Below are 23,971 nucleotides of genomic sequence, written 5' to 3'. Positions count from 1 at the left end.
ATAGATGGTTCAAGGCCGTTCGCGTCGCTTACTCGGAGCTGCACTCCGCGTGCCCTCCCCTAAACCAAACATTAGGCTTCGTATGCATCCAGTAGCGAAAAAATATTCTGAGTTACACCCAGAGAAACAAAAAAAGGTCCAGATTGATCTTTGCAAAAAGGTTTATAAGCTTTGGCTTAACTACACCAGCAACAACGGAATCACTGAATACCGTGAAACCATTGCAGGAACAGTGCAAAAAATTGACTTTTCTTTACCCTACGACGCGATAGAAGCAGTCATCCATGGTAAAGACGAATTAAATATTAATGAGCGATACTTAGAACCTACTGCAGCCCTACAAGACGAAGATCTAAAATTTAGCGCCGACATGGAAATGGCATATTATTCAATTTACAATCTTTACCAGTACCACATAACAGGGAAGCTAGGTGATAGCTGGACTATAGTTAATCAGGCTCTATCGGCACTCGGAGAGCACGACATGATTAAACATTTAGAAGCTGCAATTAACAATGCAGCCTAACCCTATACAAAGGTGACAGATCTATTTACTCAAATAGATCTGTCACCTTTTTGGTTCCTACCGCACCGAATCGAGCAACGCCGCCCGCGATATCGCCGATGCCGTTGAAGATGCCAAGCGTAAATTCGCCGCGCTGCTGACCAAGGCTGCCTGATTGCGCACATTCCTTGATTGAAAGGAGTGATAGAGGCGATGTAGTGGGTCCGCTCCAACACCGGGGCACCGCGCATAAAAAATCCGATGCCCGTTCAGGCATCGGATCTTTTGATTCTTTGCGGCCAAAGGGCAAGCAATAGGAATTGATTGGCTGGTGTCAGGCCATATATAGGCCCTTTTTTGTCGACTACCCAGTTCGCCTGGCGAATCGTTCAATCAGCGCTTATAGCTTTCACATTGATTACGCAGGTCGGCATTGCCGATACTCCCACAACTACCATTGCCAGTCTTGGCCTCACACAGTTTGCGCTGGTCATCGTCGTCGATGCTGCCACAACTGCCATGACCCGTTTCCGCGTTGCAGATATACCGAAGATCCCTGTCATCAATACTCCCGCAACTACCACCGTTTGTTCTGGCTTCGCACAGTTTGCGCTGGTCATTGTTGTCGATGCTGCCGCAACTGCCGTGGCCGGTTTCCGCTTGGCAGGTATAGCGAAGATCCCTGTCGTTAATACTGCCGCAGCTACCACCGTTTGTTCTGGCCTCGCACAGTATGCGCTGGTCATTGTCCTTGATGCTGGAGCAACCGGCATAGGCATACCCGCTAAACATCAAAAACAACGCAATAATGACTCTCATCACACACTTCCATGATTTGTCAGGAAACAGCCTGACGCTGATTGATCCAAATTTATTGGGCGATGGGCATCAGTCCAGCAACGCGACTTTCTTCAGCAGTTCGTAAAGCCCATCAGGCACCAACGGCGATTCGTCAGTGAAGCTTGCGCAAGAATGCCACTTCGCCGTGAAGGCAGCGCCATCGCTCTCTTGACCGTTCAGGTGCGGCAATTCGTAGACACCTGAATCCACAAACCTCGCATCGTACACCTGCACTATTTCGTGTCCTGGAGTGCCGTTGTACGTGAAGATGCTTTCAAGGGTGCCGAGCAAGTGAACATCTGTGATAGGTAGACCGAGTTCTTCTTGTACTTCTCGCACAATGGCTTGGGAACTTGTTTCGCCGAACTCGATGCCGCCGCCGATCGGGCGGAAGAAGGTCTGCTTTTTGATGGGGTCGTAGGCTTCGTTGACCAGAATCTTTCCATCGTGATGGAAGACGCAGAGTGCGAGGGGGCGGATGCGTTGCGTGGTCATGCAGTAAAGTCCATTTACATTGAAGAATGCCTGTAGCAACTGCCGAAGGCTGCTACAGGTCAGCGTCCATTTTAGAGATCAGAAGTTAGCTGGGGTGTTAGCGCTGATAATCTCTGCCTCATCCGCCCCTATATTCCGAAACCGATGCGGCAGCGTCGTCGGAAAGTAATACCCATCGCCAGCATTCAGCACACTAATCTGCCCATCCACGGTCAGCTCAACTGTGCCACGGGTTACGAGCCCACACTCCTCCCCTTCCGCATGCACGATCGGCTCTTCGCCAGAGCTGGCACCCGGCGCGTATTGCTCGCGCAACAGCCGCATCTGCCTACTCGGCACCGACGCACCGATCAATAAAAGACGCAGGCCATCACGGCCTAGGTCGGGCTGCTCGTTGGCGCGGAAGACGTATTTGTGCTCTTGGGGCGGTTGATCGAAGGTGAAGAAGTCCGCCAAAGACATGGGAATGCTTTCGAGGAGCTTTTTCAGGGAACTGACAGAAGGACTGACTCGATTCTGTTCGATCAGGGAGATGGTGGCATTGGTGACGCCGCTACGCCGGGCCAGCTCGCGCTGGGACAGTTTGTAGCTTTCGCGTACTAGTTTGAGTCGAGAACCCGTATCCATGACAGCCTTATGTGAGAACGACTTAAGGGGTAATGGGGGTGGATGGCGGGCGACTTTTGGCCGCGAAGAACACCGCTTCCCTGTCCCTGAACCGTGAAAGTCGGGTATTAAATCACGTTTGCTGGTGTTGCTCAGCAGGTTCGATAAACGGCTGGATAAAAAGGCTGTTGAGCCTGATGCCACTCAGTTTAGATGCGCAAATTGTGGGAGCGAGCCTGCTCGCGATGGTGGTGTGTCAGGTGGCATCAATGCTGACTGTGCCGGCCTCATCGCGAGCAGGCTCGCTCCCACAGTTTGGTCTCGGTGGTCCACAGGCGTTGTGTCCGCCATCGATCTCCTGTGGGAGCCGAGCTTGCTCGCGATGGCGGTGTGTCAGGCAGCATCAATGTTGATTGTGCCGGCCTCATCGCGAGCAAGCTCGCTCCCACAGTTTGGTCCCGGTGGTCCACAGATTTTGTGTCCGCCATCAATCTCCTGTGGGAGCCGAGCTTGCTCGCGATGGTGGTGTGTCAGGCGGCATCAATGTTGATTGTGCCGGCCTCATCGCGAGCAGGCTCGCTCCCACAGTTTGGTCTCGGTGGTCCACAGGCGTTGTGTCCGCCATCGATCTCCTGTGGGAGCCGAGCTTGCTCGCGATGGCGGTGTGTCAGGCGACATCAATGTTGGCTGTGCTGGCCTCATCGCGAGCAAGCTCGCTCCCACATTTGGTCGGTGGTGTTTGCAGAGGCTGTGTACACCGCCGCGCGCCGCCGCTAGATACCGAAACGGTCACGCAGTGCGTAATACGCGGCGCCCATGGCGGTGAGTGGGGCCTGGAAGGTGCGGCCGCCGAACATTGGCATGTGCGGCAGGGAGGCGAACGCGTCGAAGCGTTCGGCGTCGCCGCGGATCATTTCCGAGATCAGTTTGCCGGCCAGGTGCGAGCAGGTGACGCCGTGGCCGCTGTAGCCCTGCATGTAGTAGGCGTTTTTCTCGATACGGCCGAATTGCGGCATGCGTGACATGGTCAGCAGGAAGTTGCCGGTCCAGCGGTAGTCGATCTTCACGTCCTTCAATTGCGGGAAGGTCTTGAGGATTTTCGGGCGGATCAGTTGCTCGATGTCATCCGGCTCGCGGGCGCCGTAGACCACACCGCCGCCGTACAGCAAGCGGTTGTCGGCGGTTAGGCGGTAGTAGTCGAGCAGGTAGTTGCAGTCTTCGACGCAGTAGTTGTTGCTGATCAGGCTCTTGGCGACTTTGGCCGACAACGGCTCGGTGACCACGATTTGCGAACCGCAGGGCATGCTCTTGCGGGTGACGCGATTGTCGAGGTCCTGAGGCAAGTAGGCGTTACCGGCGATCAGCAGGTATTTGGCCCGCACCACGCCTTTGGCGGTGCGCACGGTGATCGGCTCGCCGTAGGTGATTTCTACCGCCGCCGATTGTTCGTAGATCTTGCCGCCCAGGCCGATGATCGCCGTGGCTTCACCGAGTGCCAGGTTCAGCGGGTGGATGTGGCCGCCCTGCATGTCCAGCAGGCCGCCGACGTAGTTGTCGCAACCGACTTCGCGCTTGATCTCAGCCGCGTCGAGCATTCTCAGGTTTTTGTTGCCGTAGCGCTCCCAGCTGCGCTTCTGCTCGGCCAGGCCTTTGAGCTGCTTCTTGTTCAGCGCCGCGAAAATGCCGCCGGGCTTGTAGTCGCACTTGATGTCGTACTGCTTGATGCGCGAGCGGATGATGTCCGCGCCCTCAAAGATCATGCTGCCCAGTACTTCGGCAGTCTTGTCGCCGTAACGTTCTTCGATGACATCGACGTCGCGGCTATAGGAATTGACCAGTTGACCGCCGTTGCGACCGCTGGCGCCGTAGCCGACTTTGGCGGCTTCGAGCACGGTGACGCTGTAGCCCGCCTCACTGAGGAACAGGGCCGAGGACAAACCGGTGTAGCCCGCGCCGATGACGCAGACATCGCACTCGACCAGTCCGTCGAGCACCGGAAAATCGATGGTCTCGTTGCGGGTCGCGGCGTAGTAGCTGTTTACATGAGTTTGCTTCATAAATTTCTCCGATGGCCGCCGGCACACGCCCGCAGCCGCCGTTGTAAAAGTGTTAGAGCTTGATCCAGGTCGCTTTGAGTTCGGTGTATTTATCGAACGCATGCAGCGATTTGTCCCGACCGTTACCCGACTGCTTGAACCCACCGAACGGCGCGGTCATGTCGCCGCCGTCGTACTGGTTGACCCAGACGCTGCCGGCACGCAGACCGCGAGCGAACGTGTGGGCCTTGCTCAGGCTGCTGGTCCAGACCCCGGCGGCCAGACCAAAGATGCTGTCGTTGGCAATCGCCAATGCTTCTTCGGCGGTGTCGAAGGTGATCAGCGACAGCACCGGGCCGAAGATCTCTTCCCGGGCGATGGTCATGGCGTTGGTCACACCGTCGAAAATCGTCGGCTCCACATACTGGCCGCCGGTGTCTTCAAGGGTGCGATTGCCGCCCGCGATCAGTTGGGCGCCCTGCTCTTTGCCAATGCGGATGTAGCGCAGCACGTTGTCCAGTTGACGCTGATCGACGACCGCACCGACGGTGGTCGCCGGGTCCAGGGCATGCCCCGGTTTCCAGGCTTGCAGCGCTTCTACCAACAGCGGGATGAACTGCTCGCGAATCGAACGCTCCACCAGCAAACGCGAACCAGCGGTGCAGACTTCGCCTTGGTTGAAGGCAATCGCACTGGCCGCAGCTTGAGCTGCCGCGCGCAAATCCGGAGCGTCGGCAAATACCACGTTCGGGCTTTTGCCTCCGGCTTCCAGCCAGACGCGTTTCATGTTGCTTTGCCCGGCGTAGATCAGCAGTTGCTTGGCAATCGCCGTCGAGCCGGTGAAGGCCAGAACGTCGACGTCCATGTGCAGCGCCAGCGCCTTGCCGACGGTGTGACCGAAGCCCGGCAGCACGTTGAACACGCCTTTCGGGATGCCGGCGTCGAGCGCCAGTTGGGCGATTCGAATTGCCGTCAGTGGTGACTTTTCCGAAGGCTTGAGGATGAACGAGTTACCCGCCGCCAGGGCCGGTGCGAACTTCCAGCTGGCCATGATCAACGGGAAGTTCCACGGCACGATAGCCGCAACCACGCCCGACGGTTCACGGGTGACCAAGCCCAACTGATCGTGCGGCGTCGCCGCGACTTCGTCGTAGATCTTGTCGATCGCCTCGGCACTCCAGCGGATCGCGTTGGCGGTCGCTGGAATGTCGATGCTCATGGAGTCGCTGATCGGTTTGCCCATGTCGAGGGTTTCCAGCAGCGCCAGTTCTTCCTGGTTCGCCAGAATCAGATCGGCGAAACGAATCAGGATGCGCTTGCGCTCTGCCGGGGCCAGCTTGGCCCAGACGCCGGACTCGAATGCCCGGCGTGCAACCTGCACCGCCACATTCGCGTCGGCTTCGTCGGTACTGGCGACGTTCGCCAGGAAGCGGCCGTCCACCGGGCTCACGCATTCAAAGGTGTCGCGGCTGAGTGCCGAGCAGTAGTGGCCGTCAATGAATGCCCGACCTTCGATTGTCAAGGACTGGAAGCGTTGCTCCCAGTCGCTGCGAGTAATTGCCATTGAAGTGACTCAACGCAGAGGAATAAGTAGTTGTCGGACCAAGGCCAACCCATTAAGGATCAGAAAACCGCAATCCATGTGGGAGCGAGCTTGCTCGCGATAGCGGTATGTCAGACGACATCAATGTTGACAGTGCCGCCCTCATCGCGAGCAAGCTCGCTCCCACAGGGGATTGGCGGTGTACACATGCTCTGTGTACACCTCCGATCCCACAGGTTTTTTTCACCCTAACGGACGGGGGAATTGGCCATCAGACCGTATGCAGATACCAGTTGTACTCAAGGTCCGAGATGGAGTTCTCGAACTCGGCTAGCTCGCTTTCCTTGCACGCGACGAACACGTCGATGTAGAGCGGGTCGATGTATCTGGCCATGACTTCGCTGTCGTCCAGCTCGCGCAGTGCATCGCGCAGGTTGTTCGGCAGGCTTTGTTCGTTCTGCTCGTAGCTGTTGCCTTCGACCGGTGGGCCCGGCTCGATTTCGTTGGTCAGGCCGTGGTGAATACCGGCCAGCACCGACGCCATCAGCAGGTACGGGTTGGCATCGGCACCAGCCACGCGGTGCTCGATACGCACGGCGTCTGCGGAACCGGTTGGCACACGGACCGCAACGGTGCGGTTGTCGATGCCCCAGCTTGGCGAGTTCGGCACGTAGAACTGTGCGCCGAAACGACGGTACGAATTGACGTTCGGGCAGAGGAAGGCCATCTGCGCTGGCAGGGTCTCGAGCACACCGCCGATCGCGTGACGTAGTGCGGCGTTCTGCTCGGGATCCTCGCTGGCAAAGATGTTGTTGCCTTCTTTGTCGAGAATCGAAATGTGCACGTGCAGACCGTTGCCCGCCTGGCCCGGATACGGCTTGGCCATGAAGGTGGTGTCCATTTCATGGTCGTAGGCGATGTTCTTCACCAGACGCTTGAGCAACACCGCGTAATCGCAGGCCTTGATCGGGTCGGAGACGTGATGCAGGTTCACTTCGAACTGCGCCGGGGCGCTTTCCTTGACGATGGCGTCGGCTGGGATGCCCTGCTCTTTCGCGCCTTCGAGGATGTCTTGCAGGCAATCCACGTATTCGTCGAGGTCGTCGATCAGATACACCTGGGTCGACATCGGACGCTTGCCGGAGACCGGCGAACGTGGCGACTGCGGACGACCGTTCACGTTGTCCTGGTCGATCAGATAAAACTCGAGTTCGAACGCGGCGCAGATGGTCAGGCCCATGTCGTCGAACTTGCGCACCACATTGGCCAACACTTCACGCGGGTCGGCAAAGAACGGCTCGCCTTCGAGTTCGTGCATGGTCATCAACAGTTGCGCGGTGGGGCGCTTCTGCCAAGGCTCGATGCTCAGGGTGCCGGGAATCGGGTAGCAGATTCGGTCGGAGTCGCCGATGTCCAGGCCCAGGCCGGTGCTTTCCACCGTGGAACCGTTGATGTCCAGAGCGAACAGCGACGCCGGCAGGTTAATGCCTTTTTCGTAAACCTTATGAAGACTGGTGCGCTCGATGCGCTTGCCGCGCACCACACCGTTCATATCCGCAATCAGAAGGTCAACGTACAGAACCTCAGGATATTTCTTAAGGAATGCGTTTGCTTCGTTGAGTTGAACGGCACGCAGAGGGACCGACATGATGCACCTATTAGCTGTTAATTATTATGTTCACCGCCCTTTCACGAGCCCAGTCAATCCGAAAGGCAAAGTGAAGTCAATAGCGAACACTCGACCTTTCAGCGTTATTTTTCGGGCCTTTTTAGGGCACATGAGTGCCAGAACAGTCTTTCAGCGAGCAAAAATCCTGAACATCGGACGTACGGCGTTTAGAATTTTTTACATGAGAGTTGTTAATTAAAATCAACGAGGCTAAGCTCCGGAAAAGCTCGTTCAAGTGTGAAACTTCGAGGTGATAAAAATGGCACTCAAGCCATTGATCGGCGTTACTGCGTGCGTCAAACAGATTGGCCTGCACCCCTACCACGTCAGCGGCGACAAGTACTTGCGTGCTGTCAGCGTCGCGGCTTTGGGGCTGCCGGTAGTCATTCCCTCCCTGGCTGAACTAACCGAGATTGATGAGCTGCTCGCGCATCTCGACGGTTTGTTGCTGACCGGCTCGCCGTCGAATGTGGAACCCTTCCACTATCAAGGCCCCGCCAGCGCACCTGGCACGGATCACGATCCTGCCCGGGACAGCACCACCCTTCCCTTATTGCGTGCAGCGATTGCCGCCGGTGTTCCGGTGCTCGGTATCTGTCGCGGATTTCAGGAAATGAACGTGGCATTCGGTGGCAGCCTGCATCAGAAGGTCCACGAACTGCCCGGCATGCTTGATCACCGGGAAGCGGATCATCCGGATCTGGCGGTGCAGTACGCACCAGCTCATGCGGTCAACGTGCAACCGGGCGGTGTGTTCGAAGCACTGGAATTGCCTCAGGTGTTCCAGGTCAATTCGATTCACAGCCAAGGCATCGACCGACTTGCCCCTGGCCTGCGCGCCGAGGCCATCGCTCCCGATGGCTTGATCGAGGCGATCTCCGTGGAGCACAGCAAGGCCTTCGCCCTCGGCGTGCAATGGCACCCGGAATGGCAAGTCCTGGCCAACCCTCCCTACTTGAGTATTTTCCAGGCGTTTGGCGACGCGTGCCGGCAACGGGCAGCGCTGCGCAATACGCGCTGACCTGACACTCGATTAATCCATTTACTGCCCACGTGAGTCGGGCGGGCGCGCCCTTGCGCATCCGTGACTCACGAAAACGACAAACCGCAATAACAACAAGTACGACCAGGCAGCCAGGACGGCGTCGCCGAATTAGCCCGACCGGTACGGGCAACCCTTGTGGGAGCCGAGCTTGCTCGCGATGGCGATCTGACAGTCAGTATTGATGTCGGCTGTCAGGGCCTCATCGCGAGCAAGCTCGGCTCCCACAAAGGCCGTACCCGGTGCGGGTTCGCAATCAACTATTAAGTCAGGCCGTATTGGCCCGACGACTGACACCTGTTGGGAGTTTCACATGGCAAACGCCTCCAGCATTTACAGGAAGGCTCTAGAAGGTAATCAGCAACCGAAAAAGGTTCTGGTGAGAGTCGACCGCGTAACCAAGAAGTTTGACGAAACCATTGCCGTAGACGATGTGTCCCTGGACATCCACCAAGGCGAAATCTTCGCCATGCTGGGCGGTTCGGGTTCCGGCAAATCGACACTCCTGCGCATGCTGGCAGGCTTTGAGCGACCGACCGAAGGGCGGATCTACCTCGATGGCGTAGACATCACCGATATGCCGCCGTACGAGCGGCCGATCAACATGATGTTCCAGTCCTACGCGCTGTTCCCACACATGACCGTGGCGCAGAACATCGCCTTCGGCTTGAAGCAGGACCGTCTGCCCGCCAGCGAAATCGAAGCCCGCGTCGAAGAAATGCTCAGGCTGGTGCACATGACCCAGTACGCCAAGCGCAAGCCACACCAGCTCTCCGGTGGTCAGCGTCAGCGTGTTGCACTGGCCCGCTCGCTGGCCAAGCGCCCGAAACTGCTGTTGCTCGATGAGCCGATGGGCGCACTGGATAAAAAGCTGCGTTCGCAGATGCAGCTCGAGTTGGTGGAAATCATCGAGCGCGTCGGCGTGACCTGCGTGATGGTGACCCACGATCAGGAAGAGGCCATGACCATGGCCCAACGCATTGCGATCATGCACCTGGGCTGGATCGCGCAGATCGGTAGCCCGGTCGACATCTATGAAGCGCCGGTCAGTCGCATGGTCTGCGAATTCATCGGTAACGTGAACGCCTTCGACGGCACCGTTGTGGAAGACCTGGAAGGTCACGCGATCATTCACAGCCCGGACCTGGAACAGAAGATCTACGTCGGTCACGGCGTGAGTACGTCAGTGCAGGACAAGTCGATCACCTACGCCATCCGCCCGGAAAAAATGCTGGTCAGCACCCTCAAACCCGATACCCGTTACAACTGGTCCCAGGGCAAAGTGCATGACATCGCTTACCTCGGCGGGCACTCGGTGTTTTACGTGGAGCTGCCTGGCGGGAAGATCGTGCAGTCGTTCATGGCCAACGCCGAACGCCGTGGCACACGCCCGACGTGGGACGATCAGGTCTACGTCTGGTGGGAAGACGACAGCGGCGTGGTACTGCGCGCATGAACACTCTCACTCAGCAGTTTCAGCGGTTTTTGCCGAGCGGCCGTAAAGTCGTGATCGGTATTCCATTCCTGTGGCTGTGCCTGTTCTTCATGCTGCCGTTTTTCCTGGTGATGAAGATCAGCTTTTCCGAAGCAGCCCTGGCCATTCCACCCTACTCCGAGATCTACAGCTTCGCTGAACAGAAATTCCAGCTGCTGTTGAACCTCGGCAACTACGCCATGCTGGGTGACGATGAGCTGTACATCTCGGCTTATCTGGGCTCCTTGAAAATGGCCGCCCTCAGCACGGCCATGTGCCTGGTGATCGGTTTCCCGATGGCCTACGCGATTTCCAAGGCCAGCAAGGAAGCGCAGAACGTCTTGCTGCTGCTGATCATGATGCCGACCTGGACGGCGATCCTGATCCGCGTTTATGCGTGGATGGGCATCCTCAGCAACAACGGTTTGCTCAATGCATTCCTGCTCTGGACCGGGCTGATTTCGCAGCCGATTGAAGTCCTCAATACCAACACCGCGGTCTACATCGGCGTGGTGTATGCGTACCTGCCGTTCATGGTGCTGCCGCTGTACGCCAACCTCGTCAAACATGACGGGAGCCTGCTGGAGGCCGCATCGGACCTGGGTTCTAGCAACTTCAACAACTTCTGGAAAATCACCGTCCCGCTGGCCAGGAACGGCATCATCGCAGGCTGCATGCTGGTGTTCATTCCGGTAGTCGGTGAGTTCGTGATTCCGGAACTGCTCGGTGGCCCGGAAACCCTGATGATCGGTCGCGTGCTGTGGCAGGAGTTCTTCAACAACCGTGACTGGCCGGTGGCGTCTGCCTTGGCGGTGGTGATGCTGGCGATCCTGATTGTGCCGATCATCCTGTTCAACCGCAGCCAAGCCAAAGAGATGGAGGGACGGGCATGAACCGTTTCGGATTTTCAAGAATGATGCTGGTGCTCGGCCTGCTGTTCATCTACATGCCGATGCTGATCCTGGTGATCTACTCGTTCAACGCCTCGAAACTGGTGACAGTCTGGGGCGGCTGGTCGGTGAAATGGTACGTCGGCCTGCTGGACAACACCCAACTGATGGGCTCGGTGGTGCGCTCGCTGGAAATCGCCTGCTACACCGCGGTTGCCGCAGTAGCACTGGGCACGCTGGCGGCTTTTGTGCTGACCCGCGTGACCCGCTTCAAGGGTCGCACGCTGTTCGGCGGCCTGGTTACCGCGCCGCTGGTGATGCCGGAAGTGATCACCGGTCTGTCACTGTTGCTGCTGTTCGTGGCGATGGCGCAGATGATCGGCTGGCCGCAGGAACGGGGCATCGTCACCATCTGGATCGCCCACACCACGTTCTGTGCTGCCTATGTGGCGGTGGTCGTATCGGCGCGCTTGCGTGAGCTGGACCTGTCCATCGAAGAGGCGGCCATGGACCTCGGTGCTCGGCCATTGAAGGTGTTCTTCCTGATCACCATTCCGATGATTGCACCGTCGCTGGCCGCGGGCGGCATGATGTCGTTCGCGCTGTCACTGGACGATCTGGTGCTGGCGAGCTTCGTGTCTGGCCCAGGTTCGACCACCCTGCCGATGGAAGTGTTCTCGGCCGTGCGCCTGGGTGTGAAGCCTGAGATCAACGCCGTGGCGAGCCTGATTCTGCTGGCGGTGTCGATCGTGACCTTCATGGTCTGGTACTTCAGCCGCAAGGCCGAAGCCACTCGCAAGCGCGCGATCCAGGAAGCCATGGATCAGACCGCGAGCGAATCCTGGAAGCAACCGGCTTCACAGCGACCTGTCACTCAACAGATCGGTGCGACGGCTTAACGCCGTCGCGATTCACCGCAACCGGAATGTGCACAACAAGAAATGGAGCTGTACTCATGAAAACCCTTGGCAGGACTCTGCTGACACTGTCCTTATTGGGCGCTTTCGCTACCGGCGCCCAGGCCAATGACAAGGTGCTACGCGTCTACAACTGGTCGGATTACATCGCCCCTGGCACCGTCAAGAAGTTCGAAGACGAGACCGGCATCCAGGTGACCTACGACGTGTTCGACAGCAACGAAACCCTTGAGGCGCGCCTGCTCGCCGGCAAATCGGGCTACGACATCGTCGTGCCGTCCAACAGTTTTCTGGCCAAGCAGATCAAGGCCGGGGTCTACCAGACACTGGACAAGTCAAAACTGCCCAACTGGAAAAACCTCAACCCGGTGCTGTTGAAAAACGCATCTGCCAGCGATCCCGATAACGCTCACGCGTTTCCGTACATGTGGGGCTCGATTGGTATTGGCTTCAACCCGGACAAGGTCAAGGAAGTGCTGGGCAAGGACGCTCCGGTGAACTCCTGGGACTTGTTGTTCAAACCGGAAAACGCGGCAAAGCTGAAAGCCTGCGGCATCAGTTTCCTCGACTCGCCGACAGAAATGCTCCCGGCCGCCCTGCACTACCTGGGCTACCCGGTGAACTCTCAGGACACGCAACAGATCGCCAAAGCCGAAGCGCTGTTCATGAAGATTCGCCCATCGGTAACCTACTTCCATTCGTCCAAATACATCTCGGACCTGGCCAACGGCAACATCTGCGTTGCCGTCGGTTACTCCGGCGATGTACTGCAAGCCAAGGCGCGTGCCAAGGAAGCCGGCGACCTGGTGAAGATCGACTACAGCATCCCGAAAGAAGGCGCCGGCAGCTTCTATGACATGGTCGCCATCCCTCGGGATGCGGCCAACGTCGAGAACGCCTACCGGTTCATGAACTTCCTGATGCGCCCGGACATCATCGCCGAGATCACCAACAGCGTCGGCTACAGCAACGCCAACGCAGCAGCCACGCCGTTGGTAGACGAAGCGATTCGTGATGACCCGGGTTCGTATCCGCCGCAAGAAGTGATGGCGACGCTGTATGCCATCCCCGACATGCCCATCACCACTCAACGGGTGATGACCCGTGGCTGGACCCGGGTAAAACTCGGCAAATAAACAATGGCGCTCCCCTTGCCGGGCGTTCCACGCAATTCCGTTCACGCAGCGCCTTACCACCGCCGCAGTTACACGAACGGCCTCACCTGGCTCCTCGGTTAAGGTGATTTTGGGCGCCCTCGGGCGCCCTTTTTGCTTTTCACAGTTATCCCTCTATCGTCAGAGCTTGGCGATCGATACCTCGGTGGATTTGACGAACGCGATGACCTCGCTGCCCACCACCAATTCGAGATCGCGAATCGAACGCGTGGTAATCACCGAAGTGACAATACCGGAAGCGGTTTGCACATCGACTTCAGAAACCACCGGCCCTTCCAGGATTTCCTTGACGATGCCTTTGAATTGATTGCGGACGTTGATTGCTTTGATGGTCATGACTAGGCTTCCTGTCGAAATGGCTACAAAAGCACGGTTGTGCATGACCTTAAAATGCACCTGATTGAACACGGAACAAAGGAATAAATAACTAGATATTTATTCCTTTTAAATATATGCAATGGATGGCGTCGAGTGTGCGATAGAACCTCTTGGCTTCGCTGCGGCCCAATTTCTATTCATCAAGTCTCGTCTGGAGGTTGTGATGCGAACGCTTGAACTGGCAGGGGTGTCCGTCCCTGTCATTGGTCAGGGCACCTGGCGCATGGGTGAAGACCCACGAAAACGAACCCGTGAAATCGCCGCATTGCGCACCGGCATCGAGCTGGGAATGACCCTGATCGACACCGCAGAAATGTATGCCGAAGGTGGTGCAGAGGAAGTGGTTGGCGAAGCCATTGCCGGTGTTCGCGATCGGGTGTTTCTGGTCAGCAAGGTCTACCCGCACAACGCCAGCCAACGCGGTATTCCTCAAGCCTGCGAACGCAGTTTGCGCCGTTTGGGAACCGACTACATCGATCTGTATCTACTGCACTGGCGCGGCCAGTTTCCACTCGCAGAGACCGTCGATGCTTTCGAGCGCCTGCGCGACGACGGCAAGATTGGCCGTTGGGGCGTGTCCAATTTCGATGTAGCGGACCTGCACGAATTGGGCTCGGACGCCTGCGCGACCAATCAGGTGCTCTACAACCTCGAGGAGCGCGGCATCGAATTCGACCTGCTGCCCTGGTGCCAGCAACAGCGCATACCGTTGATGGCTTATTGTCCGATTGCCCAGGCCGGGGGCCTTCTGGTCGAGCCGGCACTGAAGCAGATCGCTGCACGCCATAACGTCACTGCGGCCCAGGTGTCACTGGCCTGGATTCTGCGTCAGGACGGCGTGATTGCGATCCCCAAAGCCGTACATCCAGAACACCTGCGGTTGAACGCTGCCGCCGCTGATTTGAAGCTCGATGCTGAAGATCTTCAGGCGCTTGATCGAGCGTTTCGCGCGCCCAGCCGCAAGCATCGACTGGCGATGGTCTGAGGCTTAGAACAAACCCAATTGCCCGCCAATCAGCGTGCCGAAATCGTCGTCGACAAATGGCAGGATCGCGTCAGCCACCGGCTGCAACTGGCGACTGACGTAATGGTCATAGTCAATCGGTGCGCTGCGGGTTTCCAGCGGTTCGGGACCCGCCACCGTAATCACGTAACTGATCCAGCCACCGCTTTGATACTGCAGTGGCCGGCCCTGCCGATCGTTGTATTCGTCGGCGAGGCGCGCGGCGCGCACATGGGGCGGTACGTTGCGTTGATAGTCGTCCAACGGCCGGCGCAGGCGCTTGCGATAGATCAGCAGGTCATCGTGCTCACCGGCCAAAGTCGCACGGACAAACTCGCGAACGTAATCCTGATAAGGCCGACGGTGAAAGATCCGCAGGTAGAGTTCCTGCTGAAATTGCCGGGCCAGCGGCGACCAGTCGGTACGCACGGTTTCCAGGCCTTTGTAGACCATGTCCTCAGTGCCGTCGGCGCGTGTCACCAGCCCGGCATAGCGCTTCTTGCTGCCCTCCTCTGCACCGCGAATGGTCGGCATCAGAAACCGTCGAAAGTGCGTTTCGAATTGCAGTTCGAGCACGCTGTGCAACCCGAACTCCTTCAGCAAGTGATCGCGCCACCACTGGTTGACGTATTCGACCAGAGAGCGACCGATCTGCGCCGCTTCTTCCTGACCATGAGCACGCCGCAGCCAGACGAAGGTCGAGTCGGTGTCGCCATAAATCACCGCGTGCCCTTGGGCCTCGATCAGTTGGCGAGTCCTGAGCATGATCTCGTGCCCGCGCAAGGTGATCGATGACGCCAGACGCGTATCGAAAAACCGGCAACCACTGGAGCCGAGCACGCCATAGAACGCGTTCATGATGATCTTCAAGGCCTGGGAAAGCGGCGCGTTGTGCTCACGCTTGGCAACTTCCCGGCCTTCCGATACACGGGCGACAATCGCTGGCAGGCAGTGCCGGGTCCGCGAGAAACGTGCACCACGAAAACCCGGTACCGACTCGCTGTCGTCGGGGTGGCGCAAGCCCTCCACCAATCCCACCGGGTCGATCAAAAAGGTCCGGATGATCGACGGGTACAGGCTCTTGTAATCGAGCACCAGCACCGACTCATACAACCCCGGCTGCGAATCCATGACGAACCCGCCGGGACTGGCCTGCGGAGGACGCTCGCCGAGGTTCGGCGCCACAAAGCCCTGACGGTGCATCAACGGCATGTAGAGGTGAGTGAAGGCCGCTACCGAACCGCCGCTGCGATCCGCCGGTAAACCGGTAACGCTGGCGCGCTCGAGCAAGAAGGTCAGCAGTTCGGTCTTGTGGAAGATCCGCGTGACCAGCTCGCAGTCCTTGAGGTTGTAGCGCGCCAGTGCGGGCTTGTCCTCGGCGAACATGCGGTTGATTTCGTCCATGCGCTGATACGGATTGTCGATCGACTTGCCTTCGCCCAGCAGCGTCTGCGCGACGTTTTCCAGGCTGAACGAAGGGAAGCTCCAGGTTGCCGAGCGCAGCGACTCGATGCCGTCAATGATTAGCCGGCCAGCCGCGGCGGCAAAGAAGTGATTGTTGCCCGAGCCGTGTTCGCGCCACTGCATTTCGTCGCCACCGCGCCCAAGGCGCAGCGGCACTGCCAGGCGCCGGGCATGCTCGTGCAGCACGCGCAGGTCGAATTGCACCAGGTTCCAGCCAATGATTGCGTCGGGGTCATGGAGCGCAAACCACTCGTTGAGTTTTTTCAGCAACAGGGTTCGCGAGTCGCAATACTCAAGCGCAAAATCCACCAACGAGTCATCGCCATTTGGCGCCCCGAGCATGTAGACCTGGCGCTGACCACAGCCTTCCAGTGCAATCGAATACAGCTCGCCCTGCTCGCTGGTTTCGATATCCAGCGAAACCAGCTTCAGGCGCGGGCGATAGTCCGGTGCAGGCTTGAGATGAGCGTCGAGCAGTGTGCCGGAGTCGTCCGCCGTTCCAGTGAATGACACGGGCGCGGTGATGAAGCGCTCCATCAGGTAGCGTTCCGGCGGACGGATATCCGCCTCAAACACATCGACACCAGCCCTGCGCAACAGCGTGTCGAGGTGCATCAACTGGCGGTGCTGCTGGCAATACAGCCCGAACACTGGCCGATGCTGAAAATCCTGCAACCCCAGCGGGCGAAGCTCGATACCCTGCTCGCCACGCAGCAGCAACTCGGCTTGCTCGCGCTGCTGTTCGGGAATGAACGCCACCGACGGCTGAACCGGCAGCCGGACAAGCCTTGGACCTTGATCGGTCGCCAACCAGAACTCGACTTGCGTGCCGGCCGGGGTATCGCGCCAATGCCGGGTCAAGACGAAGCCCTGCTGTAAATCCACCACTGCAACCTCGAAGACTATTCCACAGGGTGATTCTACGCGTCATCGATGCTCAAGGCTGCCTTTGCGTTTGCCGCGCAAGTGATTGTAGGACAAGGCTCTAGACCGACCCTGCAGGCGCCAAAGAGTTTTATGTAGTGATTTAAAATATTCACTACAAAACCGTTGACGAGTTGTTTTTCCCCTTGCATGATGCGGACGTCTCCCCGATCGGGAGCATTGGCAAAAGTGTTGTGAAAAAGCTCGACTGACCGCCGAGCTGCTCCCGGATGTGTACTGCCCACAAGGCAGATTGATGAAGCTGACCCAGCATGAGTGTCCAGTACAAGGACGAGAAACGCTGGCGATCAATCCTCAAGATGCTTGTGGCCGAGCTGAATAATGTCGGTAACAACGTCCAGGTAATCGCTGTTTCTCCCCGCTGTGCCGCACGTGCGTAGCAGTTTCTCGGCAAGACTACATGCATCCTGCTCAAGGCCCTGCCGATATTCGGCAGACACCCACTGTCGCCCTGGTTTCGGTACCAGATATCAACTTACCGATGCAGAGAAGTGAATTAGCGAACCAACTAGACAGATCAAACACTGGTCAAGGGGCTTACAAATGAATCTGAACAATCAACCGACTATTGATGAACTGGCTCGGATGTTCGCAGCACACAAGGACAGCCATGACAGCCATATCCTGTGGATTGCCGAGTCTGGCCAGGTGCATATCGACTGCCTGTCGCCCCACGCCCATGAAGATGAGTTCGAAAAGAACAAACATGACTTGCGTGCCCGACTGAAGATGTACCGTCGCGGCCAGGGTTATGTTGGCAAGAAAGCCGCCGCCGACAAAGACTTTGTCGGGCGTGTTCTTGAGACGCTGAATCAGGCGTGGAAAAGTGCACAGGGCCAGTCCGACGTGTACGTGATCGACCGCTACTGCTAAGCGAGTCTGCCAGGACGCTGATAGCCCGCCCGGGTTATCAGCGACTGCCAGGAGCGCGGTCAAACACCCCTCCATGACGCTTTAGAACCCCTGAATGCCGCTTTACCCTCTTGCTCTGTTGGCGTGCGTCTATGATTCTGTATAGGCGTCAGCGCGCTGGCGACGCCTAATAAGTACAACACCGGAGAGGCCCTCATGAAGACCGTCGCGCAACTGCTCAAGTTAAAGGCCGAACAGAACCAGCAGGTTCATACCATCAACTCGCATCAGATGGTGCTCGAAGCCCTGATGGTGATGGCCGCAAAAAACGTCGGAGCGTTGCCGGTGCTCGAAGACGGTCGAATTGTTGGTGTGATCAGTGAACGTGACTATGCGCGCAAACTGGTGCTCAAAGGTCGCTCCTCGGTCGGTACGCCCGTCAGCGACATCATGAACTCGCCGGTAATCACGGTGGACTCCCATCAATCCGTGCAAACCTGCATGAATATCATGACCGACAAGCACCTGCGTCATTTGCCGGTGGTGGAAAATGGTCAACTGCTGGGCTTGTTGTCCATCGGCGACCTCGTCAAGGAAGCCATCGCCGAGCAGGCCGAGCTGATCCAGCAGCTGGAGCAGTACATTCGCGGCGAATAGCCTCTCTCGCCCCTCTATCCGATCCACTGACTGCGCGCTCTTGATCAGCAAGAGCGCGCAGTTTTTCGTTGTGTCCCCCCGTAAGCCACTACCGCTCAACCTCCTACTCCATCTCAAGGCCCCCCGCACTTTAAATTTGCTCTATCGCGAGGCACTTCTATATTCATTTAACTGCCTGCAGCTTTCGACTTTTTTTTGAGCGCGAACCATGACCAGGACTGATCATTTGATCATCTGTGAACATTGCGATTGCGTGTATGAAAAAGTCGCGCTCGCCAAACATCAAACCGCCGTGTGCACGCGTTGTGGCGGGGTACTTCAGCGCTACAACGGAATGTCGGTGGAGCAACGCCTGGCCTTGAGCCTGACAGCCGCCGTGCTGTGGATTTTCGCCAACTTCTATCCGGTGATGAGCATCAGCCTGCAAGGCCTGAAGAACAGCGCCACCTTATGGGACTCGGTGCTGGCGCTCAGCCAGGGGCCGATTACCTTCATGGCCATGGTCGCGGCCATCGCCATAATCATTGCGCCGATCTTTCAACTGCTGTTGCTGGTCTGGGTGTTGAGTTTCGCCCTTGCGGCCAGGCGTTCACCGGCATTCAAGCTGTGCATGCGCTGGCTGGAAACCCTCAGGCCCTGGAGCATGCTTGAGGTCTGCCTGCTGGGGGCGATGGTGGCGGTGTTCAAGCTCGCGGGCCTGCTTGATGTATTACCGGGCATCGGCCTGTTTGCCCTCGCGGTGCTGAGCCTGCTGTTGATCCGGATTGCCGGCCGCGACGTTCGTGATCTCTGGGACACCCTATGAACACCGCGCCCGAGGCCCGCGATCTCAACCTTTGTCTGTGCCACAGCTGCGGCAACGCCTGTGACATGACCGACCATCCCGACGAGTGCGAGCGCTGCGGCGCACCACTGCATGTGCGCAAAGCCAACTCATTGACCCGGACCTGGGCCTACCTGCTGGCTGCACTGGTGTTCTATGTTCCGGCCAACGTGTTACCGGTGATGAACACCAGCATGTTCGGCAGTGGCTCCGACAGCACCATCATCAGCGGCGTGCTGGAGTTCTGGGAGCATGGTGCCTGGGACATTGCACTGATCATTTTCATCGCCAGTATCGCGGTGCCGGGCATCAAGTTCGTTGCCCTCTCGCTGCTGCTGATCACCGCACAACGCCGCAGCCTCTGGGCTCGTAGAGAGCGCTCAAAACTCTACCGTTTCGTCGAGTTGATCGGCTACTGGTCGATGCTCGATGTGATAGTCGTCGCGCTAGTCGCGGCACTGGTGAAGTTTCAGGCGCTGGGCGATATCGAACCCCGACCGGGGATTCTGTTCTTTGGCCTGGTGGTGGTGTTCACAATGTTGTCGGCGATGAGCTTCGACCCTCGCCTGATTTGGGAAAACCGAAAATCCGAGGAGGACATGGATGAAGTCGCAAGCCACTGAGGGGCAACCAGTGCCCGGCCATGCCGACATCAAGACCCGTCGCTGGAGTGTTTCGCTGGTATGGATCGTACCGATCGTCGCGGTGCTGGTCGGGATTTCCCTGGTGGTGCATAACGTGCTGCAACAAGGGCCGACCATCACTCTCAACTTCAAGACCGGCGAAGGTCTGACGGCCAACAAGACCGAGGTCAAGTACCGCAACGTAGTGATCGGCCAGGTCTCCGATGTCCAACTGAGCGACGATCAGAAGAGCGTCAATGCCACGGTAAAACTCGTCAAACAGGCAGAGTCCTTCACCCGCGAAGACTCGAAATTCTGGGTCGTGCGGCCACGCATTGGTGCCGGCGGCGTGTCTGGAATTGACACCTTGCTCTCGGGCGCCTTTGTCGGTGCCGACGCCGGCAACGCCGATGCCCGCGCCAATACCTTCATCGGCCTGGAGGCCCCGCCGCCCCTCACCCTTGGTGAACCGGGCAAGCGTTTCACACTGCACACTCAGGATCTCGGTTCGCTGGATATTGGCTCTCCTGTTTATTACCGCAAGATTCCGGTCGGCCAGGTGGTCGCCTATGCCCTGGACTCAGAGGGCAAGGGTGTAGATATCCAGGTCTTCGTCAAGGCGCCGAACGATGTCCACGTCACCGAAAACACTCGCTTCTGGAACGTCAGCGGCATCGCCATCGATGTCGGCGCCAATGGCTTTGCGTTCAAAACCGAGTCACTGTCAGCCTTGCTGGTAGGTGGTATTACCTTCCGCGCTCCCGACTACAGCCCCAACGACCAACCGGCCGCCGAAGACAAGAATTTCGAGCTGTTCGACAATCAACAGACCGCCCTCGCCCCACCTAATGGCAAGGCGCAATTTCTGTCGCTGCGTTTTGATCAGGCGTTGCGCGGCTTGAAAGTCGATGCCCCCGTGGAGTTCCAGGGACTGGAAATCGGCAAGGTGGTCGCGATCAATCTGGACTTCGACGAGAAGACCCACACTTTCCCCATCAACGTGGGCATCGTGATCTACCCGCAACGCCTGGGACAGGCCCATATCAAGTTGCTCAAGGTCTTGAAGTACGATCCCGACGACGAACAGGCTGTTAACCGACTCATGGGCAGCTTTATCGAAAATGGCCTGCGCGCTCAGGCACGTAGTGGCAATTTGTTGACCGGGCAGCTGTATATTGCGCTGGACTTCTTCCCCAAAGCCGCAAAAATTGCCTACGACCCCAATACCCGGCCGCTCAGGATACCTACCGTTCCTGCCAGCCTCGAACAGCTGCAAGAGCAGCTCCAGGCGATGGTCGACAAGATCAACAAACTGCCGATCGAGCGCATCGCCAATAACCTCGATGACAACCTGACGGAACTGCGCAAAGGCCTCAAACAGGTCAACAGCAAGACATTGCCGGGCGTACAGAACACCTTGCAGGACATGAGTAAAACCCTGCAATCGGCCAGCTCGACCCTCGCCGAAGACTCGCCACAACGTGAACAACTGCGCGAAACCCTGGACGAACTCGGGCGTGTATCACGCTCGCTGCGTGAGTTGTCGGACTATCTGACCCAGCACCCGGAATCCTTGCTGCGCGGGCGGCCCACAGGTCTTCCCGTACTGAACCTGAAACCGTCTTCGAGCAACTGACCGAGGAGCACGTCCATGTCTTTGTCACTAAAAGTTTCGTTGCTCAGCCTGGCGGTGTTGCTCGCTGCGTGCCGCAGTGATCCGATTCATTACCACACCTTGACTCCCGCCCAGCCAGCCACAGGCTCGCGGAGCGGCGCAGATATCCAGATTGAGCGAGTCACCGTGCCGCCTCAGGTCGATCGCCCGCAAATCGTCGTTCGCCAGGGCGACAGCGGCCTGGCAATTCTGGATACCGAATGGTGGGGGGCCAGCCTGTCCGACGAGTTGAAAAGTGCCTTGGTCGATCAGCTGTCCGGCACAACGTCTCAACGCACTGCATCGCTACGGGTCGATGTGCAGCGCTTTGATTCAGTCCCCGGTCAGTACGCGCTCGTCGATGTGAAATGGCGCCTGAGGACTGCGGGAGCTGATGCAAACAGCGCACCGCTGACCTGCCGCACAACGTTGCAAACACCGGCGGGGTCGACCATTGATGATCTGGTGGCGGCTCATCAAAACAACGTAAAACGACTGGCCGGCCTGATCAGTAAAATGGCCAGCGCGCCCCTCAGTGGATGTCCACCTGTTGAGTAGCAGAGGTGGGCTATTTTCCTACTGAAGAGCCTGACCGCCTTGCAGAGGAGACTCTAGCGGTGCAGGCTCGGGCACGACCGGCAGGCTTTTGGCGAGGCTGCCTTCTATCTGTCCCGAAATGTAGTAGACCCCCGCCATTACCCCATTGGCCTCGTTTTCTATCAACCCAAGCCACGCTTTGTCGAACGCGTCGCCCAGGCTTTTGCGTAGCTGTACTTCGGTCTCCGCTCGATCATTCTCGTTCGAGACGGCACCAATACTCGCCGTCACCACAGAAATTACGGCCCCCGCCACTCGGCCAACGGCCGCCGCAACAGCACCCGCGGCACTACGGGTGGCGATCTGGGCTTCGAGTTTTTCACCGGCTCGCTTGGCCACCGACGATATACCGGCGTCCGATAACCCGGCTCCCGCACCGCTGTTAGCGCTGCGGACTCGTTCGATCAAGGCCTGATAGGCTGGCAGATTGGTAACCGGTTCGGCGTGAGCAATTTGATAGAGCGAAGCGTTGCGTGCAGGCGGAGGTGCCAGCGCAATTGCCGGAATGTCGTTGAGTCGACGGTCGAATTGATCTTGAGGTGCGCTGTAGTGCTGCTGAATCTCCACCAGATGCGCGTCGAGGGTCTGTAAATACAGGGCAATTGCGTCAACCATGATCGCGTTGGGATCGGTGACCTTGGCGACGGGGTCCAGCACGCGTTCATGGTATTGCTCCTGCAGATAAACCGTTAGCCGGTTTACCACAGGATCGACCTCTCCCCCGCTGCTCATCTTGTACCAGCCCACCTTCGCAGACAGCCATTGCTGAGTCCAATAGTTGGTAAACCACGGGATGAAGTCTGTTTCAGTACGCTGGTAGACCAGCTCCCTCCAGCGCTCCATGGCGCTACGCGTGTAACGCTTGACTACCCCTTTGGAGGCCAATGAAGCGGTGTCTATGTCTTGATCAATCTGTTGCCAGGTTGCTTGCGAGATCACCACCGGCGCAGTCGGCTCGGAGGCGCGATGTACTGTGGCACATCCCGCCAACACCGCTAACAAGACAACGTGCAGGAAACGCAGATTCAAGATCGCAGTCCCCTAGAAATGACACGGCAGCGCTAACCTTTACGCTGTCCGAACGAAACGAGCAGCATTTCCAACCATGCTATTTTGAGTATAGGTGGCGAGAGACAGGACAAAAAATCACCGTGTGAATCTGTGGTTTTGGTGAAGGCGAGCAGCCTTACTTCAGCAAAACCGCATATTCCGCGGCTATGGAAAACAATCAGGGGACGGAGTCGTCATGCTTTACCGAATAGCCGCCGACGGGCTGGTACTGTTTCATCTATTGTTCATTCTGTTCGTGCTTTTCGGCGGACTGTTAACGCTCAAATGGCGGCACTTGATCTGGTGGCACCTGCCTGCCGCCGTGTGGGGCGTGGTCGTCGAAGTTTTCCAGTTGACCTGTCCCCTGACCCGCTGGGAAAACCTCTGGCGCCAATCTGCCGGACAGGACGGTTACCGTGACAGTTTCATCGAGCACTATGTGTGGCCGTTGATATACCCGGCCGGACTGACACCGGCGATACAGCTAGGGCTGGGCTGCCTGGTGCTTCTCATCAACGTGATTGTCTATGTGCATCTGGCCAGGCAGTGGAAGCTGGCGCGGGCAACCTAGTCAGGTTGTTCGGGCACTTTCTCGCAGGCAAAACAAAACCCCAACTGCTTTCGCAATTGGGGTTTCGGAATTTAATCTTGACGATGACCTACTCTCACATGGGGAAACCCCACACTACCATCGGCGATGCATCGTTTCACTGCTGAGTTCGGGATGGGATCA

At 57.8% G+C, this 23,971-nt stretch carries 23 protein-coding genes and 1 rRNA gene; 15 read left to right on the top strand and 9 right to left on the bottom strand.

The features are described 5' to 3' along the window. Positions 1–49: 49 nt before the first annotated feature. The gene (locus tag AC1DIG_RS27425) at positions 50–526 is read left to right on the top strand and encodes a hypothetical protein (protein WP_477769825.1); all 477 of its coding nucleotides are present in this window, start codon (positions 50–52) and stop codon (positions 524–526) included. 336 nt (positions 527–862) lie between these two features. After that, a complete protein-coding gene (locus tag AC1DIG_RS27420) occupies positions 863–1,339 on the top strand; it encodes a hypothetical protein (RefSeq protein ID WP_477769824.1) in 477 nt (158 codons plus the stop codon). A gap of 54 nt (positions 1,340–1,393) precedes the next feature. Here AC1DIG_RS27420 and AC1DIG_RS27415 read toward each other — a convergent pair whose 3' ends face one another. From AC1DIG_RS27415 to AC1DIG_RS27395, 5 genes are all read right to left on the bottom strand, one after another. Further along, positions 1,394–1,840 carry an NUDIX hydrolase gene (locus AC1DIG_RS27415; protein WP_477769823.1) on the bottom strand — a complete coding sequence of 149 codons (447 nt, stop codon included), beginning with the start codon at positions 1,838–1,840 and terminating at the stop codon, positions 1,394–1,396. Positions 1,841–1,918: 78 nt separating this feature from the next. Beyond that, entirely contained in the window at positions 1,919–2,467 is a 549-nt protein-coding gene (locus AC1DIG_RS27410; RefSeq protein WP_019689637.1) for a cupin domain-containing protein, read from the bottom strand. 752 nt (positions 2,468–3,219) lie between these two features. After that, positions 3,220–4,503, bottom strand: a complete 1,284-nt coding sequence (locus AC1DIG_RS27405) for an NAD(P)/FAD-dependent oxidoreductase (RefSeq protein WP_477769822.1) — start codon at positions 4,501–4,503, stop codon at positions 3,220–3,222. Between the two features lie 52 nt (positions 4,504–4,555). Further along, on the bottom strand, positions 4,556–6,046 hold the full coding sequence (locus AC1DIG_RS27400; RefSeq protein WP_477769821.1) for an aldehyde dehydrogenase: 1,491 nt from the start codon (positions 6,044–6,046) through the stop codon (positions 4,556–4,558). Between the two features lie 250 nt (positions 6,047–6,296). After that, complete coding sequence (locus tag AC1DIG_RS27395; protein ID WP_019689634.1) at positions 6,297–7,673, bottom strand: glutamine synthetase family protein; 1,377 nt, start codon at positions 7,671–7,673, stop codon at positions 6,297–6,299. Positions 7,674–7,953: 280 nt separating this feature from the next. On the opposite strand from AC1DIG_RS27395, the gene AC1DIG_RS27390 reads away from it, so the two are divergent. The 5 genes from AC1DIG_RS27390 to AC1DIG_RS27370 all read left to right on the top strand — a co-directional run bounded on the left by AC1DIG_RS27390 (position 7,954) and on the right by AC1DIG_RS27370 (position 13,153). Further along, positions 7,954–8,715 carry a gamma-glutamyl-gamma-aminobutyrate hydrolase family protein gene (locus AC1DIG_RS27390; protein ID WP_477769820.1) on the top strand — a complete coding sequence of 254 codons (762 nt, stop codon included), beginning with the start codon at positions 7,954–7,956 and terminating at the stop codon, positions 8,713–8,715. Positions 8,716–9,049: 334 nt separating this feature from the next. Next, positions 9,050–10,192, top strand: a complete 1,143-nt coding sequence (locus AC1DIG_RS27385; RefSeq protein WP_477769819.1) for an ABC transporter ATP-binding protein — start codon at positions 9,050–9,052, stop codon at positions 10,190–10,192. A gap of 29 nt (positions 10,193–10,221) precedes the next feature. Further along, positions 10,222–11,103 (top strand): ABC transporter permease subunit, encoded by an 882-nt coding sequence (locus AC1DIG_RS27380; RefSeq protein ID WP_477769856.1) that lies wholly within the window; start codon positions 10,222–10,224, stop codon positions 11,101–11,103. Continuing rightward, positions 11,100–11,999: an ABC transporter permease subunit gene (locus tag AC1DIG_RS27375; protein WP_477769818.1), complete on the top strand. Its 900-nt coding sequence runs from the start codon at positions 11,100–11,102 to the stop codon at positions 11,997–11,999. The genes AC1DIG_RS27380 and AC1DIG_RS27375 overlap by 4 nt, the downstream gene beginning before the upstream one ends. Positions 12,000–12,055: 56 nt before the next feature. After that, positions 12,056–13,153: a polyamine ABC transporter substrate-binding protein gene (locus AC1DIG_RS27370; protein ID WP_477769817.1), complete on the top strand. Its 1,098-nt coding sequence runs from the start codon at positions 12,056–12,058 to the stop codon at positions 13,151–13,153. A 159-nt stretch (positions 13,154–13,312) separates the two neighbouring features. On the opposite strand, the gene AC1DIG_RS27365 is transcribed toward AC1DIG_RS27370, so the two are convergent. Next, positions 13,313–13,528 (bottom strand): TOBE domain-containing protein, encoded by a 216-nt coding sequence (locus AC1DIG_RS27365; protein ID WP_054598130.1) that lies wholly within the window; start codon positions 13,526–13,528, stop codon positions 13,313–13,315. Positions 13,529–13,733: 205 nt separating this feature from the next. On the opposite strand from AC1DIG_RS27365, the gene AC1DIG_RS27360 reads away from it, so the two are divergent. After that, entirely contained in the window at positions 13,734–14,555 is an 822-nt protein-coding gene (locus tag AC1DIG_RS27360) for an aldo/keto reductase (protein WP_477769816.1), read from the top strand. Positions 14,556–14,558: 3 nt separating this feature from the next. Here the strand turns inward: AC1DIG_RS27360 and AC1DIG_RS27355 are convergent, their stop codons facing one another. Further along, positions 14,559–16,922 (bottom strand): DNA polymerase II, encoded by a 2,364-nt coding sequence (locus tag AC1DIG_RS27355; RefSeq protein WP_477769815.1) that lies wholly within the window; start codon positions 16,920–16,922, stop codon positions 14,559–14,561. Positions 16,923–17,525: 603 nt separating this feature from the next. On the opposite strand from AC1DIG_RS27355, the gene AC1DIG_RS27350 reads away from it, so the two are divergent. From AC1DIG_RS27350 to AC1DIG_RS27325, 6 genes are all read left to right on the top strand, one after another. After that, the gene (locus tag AC1DIG_RS27350; RefSeq protein WP_477769814.1) at positions 17,526–17,855 is read left to right on the top strand and encodes a hypothetical protein; all 330 of its coding nucleotides are present in this window, start codon (positions 17,526–17,528) and stop codon (positions 17,853–17,855) included. 195 nt (positions 17,856–18,050) lie between these two features. Then, entirely contained in the window at positions 18,051–18,491 is a 441-nt protein-coding gene (locus tag AC1DIG_RS27345; protein ID WP_071554753.1) for a CBS domain-containing protein, read from the top strand. Positions 18,492–18,699: 208 nt separating this feature from the next. Next, entirely contained in the window at positions 18,700–19,296 is a 597-nt protein-coding gene (locus AC1DIG_RS27340) for a paraquat-inducible protein A (RefSeq protein WP_477769813.1), read from the top strand. Continuing rightward, positions 19,293–19,937, top strand: a complete 645-nt coding sequence (locus tag AC1DIG_RS27335; protein ID WP_477769812.1) for a paraquat-inducible protein A — start codon at positions 19,293–19,295, stop codon at positions 19,935–19,937. Before AC1DIG_RS27340 ends, AC1DIG_RS27335 begins: the two co-directional genes overlap by 4 nt. After that, entirely contained in the window at positions 19,918–21,573 is a 1,656-nt protein-coding gene (locus AC1DIG_RS27330; protein WP_477769811.1) for a PqiB family protein, read from the top strand. The genes AC1DIG_RS27335 and AC1DIG_RS27330 overlap by 20 nt, the downstream gene beginning before the upstream one ends. A gap of 15 nt (positions 21,574–21,588) precedes the next feature. Then, a complete protein-coding gene (locus AC1DIG_RS27325) occupies positions 21,589–22,149 on the top strand; it encodes a PqiC family protein (RefSeq protein ID WP_477769810.1) in 561 nt (186 codons plus the stop codon). 18 nt (positions 22,150–22,167) lie between these two features. Here the strand turns inward: AC1DIG_RS27325 and AC1DIG_RS27320 are convergent, their stop codons facing one another. Next, a complete protein-coding gene (locus tag AC1DIG_RS27320) occupies positions 22,168–23,217 on the bottom strand; it encodes a hypothetical protein (protein WP_477769809.1) in 1,050 nt (349 codons plus the stop codon). 217 nt (positions 23,218–23,434) lie between these two features. On the opposite strand from AC1DIG_RS27320, the gene AC1DIG_RS27315 reads away from it, so the two are divergent. Then, positions 23,435–23,809 carry a DUF2784 domain-containing protein gene (locus AC1DIG_RS27315; RefSeq protein ID WP_477769808.1) on the top strand — a complete coding sequence of 125 codons (375 nt, stop codon included), beginning with the start codon at positions 23,435–23,437 and terminating at the stop codon, positions 23,807–23,809. Positions 23,810–23,884: 75 nt separating this feature from the next. Here AC1DIG_RS27315 and rrf read toward each other — a convergent pair. Then, positions 23,885–23,971, bottom strand: a 5S ribosomal RNA gene (rrf, locus tag AC1DIG_RS27310); the annotation flags it as partial.

Source organism: Pseudomonas sp. 05N431 (assembly GCF_056397005.1).
This window is presented reverse-complemented; position numbering and strand designations above follow the sequence as displayed.